The organism is Microcoleus sp. M2_D5 (assembly GCF_036701935.1).
Taxonomy (GTDB): domain Bacteria; phylum Cyanobacteriota; class Cyanobacteriia; order Cyanobacteriales; family Microcoleaceae; genus Microcoleus.
Window position 1 is genome coordinate 95,496 of the sequence record NZ_JAUBRP010000018.1, and the last position, 5,272, is coordinate 100,767.

The 5,272-nt window shown below is 42.2% G+C and carries 5 protein-coding genes; 1 reads left to right on the forward strand and 4 read right to left on the reverse strand.

Annotated features, from left to right (window positions below):
* Positions 1 to 178 precede the first annotated feature (178 nt).
* The gene (locus QUA50_RS10595; protein ID WP_333265122.1) at positions 179 to 1,198 is read left to right on the forward strand and encodes a CHAD domain-containing protein; all 1,020 of its coding nucleotides are present in this window, start codon (positions 179 to 181) and stop codon (positions 1,196 to 1,198) included.
* Between the two features lie 234 nt (positions 1,199 to 1,432).
* On the opposite strand, the gene QUA50_RS10600 is transcribed toward QUA50_RS10595, so the two are convergent.
* From QUA50_RS10600 to QUA50_RS10615, 4 genes are all read right to left on the reverse strand, one after another.
* Complete coding sequence (locus QUA50_RS10600) at positions 1,433 to 1,930, reverse strand: 2TM domain-containing protein (RefSeq protein ID WP_333265121.1); 498 nt, start codon at positions 1,928 to 1,930, stop codon at positions 1,433 to 1,435.
* Positions 1,931 to 2,099: 169 nt separating this feature from the next.
* Entirely contained in the window at positions 2,100 to 2,936 is an 837-nt protein-coding gene (gene crtA / locus QUA50_RS10605) for a cyanoexosortase A (RefSeq protein WP_333265120.1), read from the reverse strand.
* An 809-nt stretch (positions 2,937 to 3,745) separates the two neighbouring features.
* On the reverse strand, positions 3,746 to 4,441 hold the full coding sequence (locus tag QUA50_RS10610) for a PEP-CTERM sorting domain-containing protein (protein WP_333298538.1): 696 nt from the start codon (positions 4,439 to 4,441) through the stop codon (positions 3,746 to 3,748).
* A 650-nt stretch (positions 4,442 to 5,091) separates the two neighbouring features.
* Positions 5,092 to 5,272: hypothetical protein (locus QUA50_RS10615; RefSeq protein WP_445301930.1), on the reverse strand; the 181-nt coding region annotated here is incomplete at its 5' end.

A 5,272-nucleotide genomic window follows, 5' to 3' on the forward strand; every position in this document is an offset into this window, starting at 1 on the left:
GATTGGAGATTGAAGATTCCTAAATGCTGATTTTGTAGAAATTGTCAAGCACTATATATTAAGATTTATTATGCTGCGCTTCCTGAATTAAAAGTGTGTGCTAGGATGTAAACCCTTTACTAGCAAAGCCTTGAAATCCAAATTAAAGTCGATCGGGGATCTGGAATCTACACCTGCCATGAACGTAAAAACATCCGCAAAAGTTAAAACTCAAGTTAAAACTCTCGGAGACGCTGCATCTGGGGCGATTGAGAAATATTTCCGCAAAAGTCTAGCGCACGAGGCTGAAGTTATCAAAGACAAAGACGCGGAAGAACTTCATCAAATGCGCGTGGGATTGAGACGTTTGCGATCGGCTGTGACTGGTTTTGCTCCGGTTTTAGATTGGCCAAAAGAGGCTTCTGAACGTAAAATTGGTAAGGTGGGGCGGATTCTGGGAACTCTCAGGGATTTGGATGTGATGCTCGAAAGTCTCCAAAATCGCTATTACTCGAATTTGCCGACTGAGGAACAGGAAGTTTTGGATAAGGCTTTGTCGAATTTGCTCAAACAGCGCCACCGGGCTTTGAAAGGGGTGAGGGCGATTTTAGAGCACAAAACCTACGAATCGCTGAAGCAGTCGATCGAGGATTGGCTGGAAAAACCGAAGTTTCAGGCGATCGAACTTTTGCCAATTGCTGAGGTTTTGCCAGATTTACTGTTACCTCAAGTCAGCGAGTTTTTCCTGCATCCGGCTTGGCTGTTGGGTACAGAATATGAAGATGGCAAAGTTAAAGTTGCTGATGATTTGAACGCTGAGGCTGTCGAAGAGAAGTTAGCAGCGGAGGGAACTATTCTGCACGATTTGCGGAAGCAAGCTAAGCGGGTTCGCTATTTGATGAATCTGTTTGGGGATTTTTACAGTGAGGCTTACGAAGTTTATGTCGAAGATATAAAAGCTATTCAGGAATGTTTGGGCGATATTCAAGACAGTGAAGTTTTAGGCGAGTTTCTGACAGATTTTGTCGATCGCGATCTGAAAAAAGAGTTGCCGAAATTGGCTGGTTTGTTGGCAGAAAATCGCTATGCAGCTTGGCAAAAATGGCAGGTTTTGCAGCGCAGGTATTTGAATTCGGAAATTCGGCAAGGTTTGCGATCGGCTTTAATTCATCCTGTGGTTGAAGATGCTGCTAATGGAAAGTTGCCGCAGGAAAGTTAGGTTTTCGGGCCCAGAGAATGCGCTCGACTGCCGGGAGGGACTAAAAGAGGGATATTTGTAGGGACACAGCCTTGCAGTGTCCTTCATTGTATAACTCAATAAAGGGCGATCGCTCTTGGGGAGAGGTTCAAGAAAAACCTTAACAATTACTCTTTCCAGTAACGAGTTAAAATCCGAATTACTTCACGAGTGTGAAGAAAAAGAAAGGGCGATCGCATTTTTTACCATAGCAAATCACGACTGCAACCACTTCATAAACTTATTCGTCGCAGTACCAATAGACTCTCCGACTTGTTTCTTCAACCGCCACCGCTGAAATGCTTTTTCGTAATCTTCCCCTTCAGTTTGATAAACATTCCAAGCATTTAGTGACAACCCCAATCCCCACGTTAGTAAAATGAAAAGTGACCAAGAAAGCTCGTGCGCTGCTGCTAGATTAAACAAAACTAAAAAAGTATTGATAATGCCATACTTTGTCACATTTTTCTGCAATTTGCGACGACGGTAAGAGTTAAAAACCAGCTTTTCTTGAAATTCTCCTCTAGTTGCTAACCATTGCTGTTCCGCCGCTACAATATCCTGTTCGGAAATGCCCAATTCCGCTGCAATCTCGAAAAGCTGCACTCTGGATAATTCCCCTTCATCCTGTCGCCGCGCGATCGCAAGCTGTAAAATACCCTGAGCATCCTCTGAACCGTAAACTTGACTTATTTGACTTTCATTGGTTGCCATAACAGGTTTCCGATAATTCCTGACATCCTTTCTATCATAGATATAGACGCAGTTAAACGACAGGTAGTGACATTGGCGGATTTCAACACCCGGACATTTGAGTGAGCAAGACTCCTGACTATGGGAGGGGAAATCGAAGAACCGATATATTTCCCCAAATTGCAACTAATTAATTTCCAGAACTGTGACTAAGTTGGCTATCTCGTTTCAACATAAATTGATAAAATATCCCAAACAAAATCACCGCAATCATTCCCACCACTAAAGAACCTTCACCCTCATGCCAATATTTAAACAAATCTAGGCGATAAGATGCAACTAACAATGCCATTCCCGCCACTCGCCAAACATTAATAATAAAACCCAAAATGACAGCGACACCTATTACCAAAGCCTTATTTTGTTTAGTAGGAAACATCACCAAACAAATTACAGCTAAACCTAATAAGTAATTCATTGCCTCTATACCCGAACAACCCCCATTTACCAACACCCTTCCTGTCGGCAAAGCAACATAATTACCATCGCGTGTTACATCAAAACCGACATACCACAAAGAATAATAAGCAAATTTAGCAGTAAGCGAGGTAACAAAATCCACTAAAGGTAACGTAATGACACTGGGGGTGCCATGAAAAAATAGTATTACCAATTCACGCCAATATAGTTTTAAGTTCTGAAAACCTACCGCAAGTAGGCTCACACCTAAACCAGATAAAAAAGGTGCCAGTCTTAAAAAAGGCTCGGATTTACTGGAAACCACAGCACTTTGAAATAAAATAAAAGCTATTAATAGCGTCCCTGCTATTGTCGATAATAGATCGCTTTTTATCTCACGCTGTTTGAGAAGATCCTGGTTGTCCCAAAGCAGGGAACCCACAGCAAACCAAAAAACTATACTCATCCAAAAATGAGCAACATCGTCCAGCTTCCACAGGAGTGTCATATTCAGAGTTACTAAGGCTGTGGCGATAATGATGAGCCCAAAAGTTTTTATCTTGAACATTTTAGATATTAGTTATTAGTTGATTGATCGGATCCATACTGCGGACAGTTTTTGATTGCCAACCGTAGAATAAGGGTTTCCAGCCGATTCGGCAATCGAAGTACCAACGGAAAATCGATGGTTTTAGACTCCGAACCAAAAAACAGTCCAGACTATTCTTAGATGATATCATAAAAATAGTAAGGGATGCGGACAACTCAGTAGCTTTAATCCCTTCTACGGAAAGGACTTGGAGGATTTTAATTGCCGTAAATCTTTGAGATGAGGTTAGTAGACACTCTGGAATTTGATGAAGGGTGAAACTCAGATGCAACGCATAGCTCAGCATTAGGACACCTAGTGAAAAGACTGTTACTCGAAATGATTGCTTGGATGCCTAGCACTTGTTTACTGGGCCCCTGTAAGCAAAGACTAAAAAGCGAGTAAATCAATCAAAATTAAAAATGCAGCCTCTTCGGTGGTTCATGAAGTACACTATAAAGCTATATTGTGTGGTGTTAATCCTCCGGGTGCGGATCTGCGAAATATTGGTCGATAAAAATTACAGATTGACGGGTGTATCCGCACCAAACAGCAGGCGATCGCTCTTCTTGTTTGTACCGCATCTACATGGAATATGCTGTAACTCTTAATAACAGCGGTAACGCTATAACTGCGTTTCATATTGCCTTAAAAGTCCGGGGTTTTCAGAGTGCCGCGCTATCAGATACTAAAAAACCTGGTTTCACCAAGAAACCAGGTTTTTAGCTCGAACATAAAATCATCAGTTTGGCATTAAGCCAGAGTCGAAAATTAGTTCAAACGATCGCCTATTCAGCTTTTTGAGCCTGAGCGCGTTGCTTTTTGAACATAGCACCAAACCCAACAGCGGCTCCAGCAGCAAGCATTGTTAAAGGTTCAGGAGTAGCTTCAGTGTTGCTAGTGCTGATGGTGCTCATGTAAGAATCGCTTGCACCATTTGGTAAGGCTTGAACGTGCAAACCTAATTTTAATGCACCAGTATTCAAAGCGGAAACTACGTTAGCATAATTTCCAGTAAAGCTCACTCCGAAAGTTTCGCCACCTTGGACCCCCCATTTATTAGCAGCACCAGTATCTCTTGTGAAGGCATAGTCTGTGGTGAAACCATTACCACCTTGAGGCAACTGATCGTTGCCAGCACCACCAATAAAGCGTACATTACCACTGTTAGCAACGTTAGCCACTGCATTAGAGAGATAGCCATTATCATCAAACAAAACTTTACTGATAAACATATCAGATGCTGTGGAATTTCCAGAGTTTAAGATATTAAAAAGAACTGATGAACCCTGGTCAATTACGTTAAATGAAAAGCTATTTGCATAGGCATCTCCTGGCGTATCCCCACCCACGATATTAGCAAAGCTGAAGGCAGAGGAAGGTGCCAAGCCGATGGCAGAGGCAGGTGCTGCGGATACTGCACTAAGAGTAGCGACACCGGCAACAGCTAAAATAGATTTGACTAAGTTTAATTGGGATTTCATGGTTGACACCTTTATTTTTATGTTGACTGGAAGCAGGTTGTTTTCCTTCACATATTCAATCTAAAGCAAAGCACAATTTAATGCAAGTAGGTTTGATAAAGATTCGATGAAGATTGAGAATAAGCTAATTTGATTTAGGCAAAATGCCTAAATAGATGGCTTCTAGCTAGCTATTTCCTATGGCGTGCATCAAAAAATAGGGGTGCTGGCACCCGGATTTTAGTCCTGACTTCTCTCTCTTTTAAAAACCTATAACTCACCTTCCTAAACAGGGGTGTTACACAGCATAATTACTGATAAAACTATTTTTAATCTCTAAATTATGCCCTTAAAAAGTTTTTTATCAGTGAATGTACGGTAGAAAAGTTTAAGTGATAGGTTGATTGGTGGGTAAAAACAGGTAAAAACCGATGATGACAGTGGAATCTGCGGAATGCGGGCTATAACTCAGGACAAAATCTGGGATCGTATTCGGTGCGTGGATTCTCGCTTTCGGATTCAGCAACCAGCGCCATTTAGACTTATATATTGCACCATTACCAAGAACCGGCTTTGGGGCTCGTTCCACAAAGAATGAGTTTTCTGGTGGGGAGTGGGGGTTGGGCTGGAGAGGCAGCCCAAAACAGGCTTATCTATCGTGGTGCAACATCTCAATTTACAGACCAATGGTTTCGGTGCTCCTTATTATCTGTGAGGCTGGAACTTTGGCCGACTAAAGGGACGACTCGACTTTCTGGGACATAAGACCTCTTGCAAAAATCCTTTTCCTCAATTGATGGGACGGGCTCTCCGGCCCATCCCACCAGAAAAAATAACTCTTGTGGGATGGGC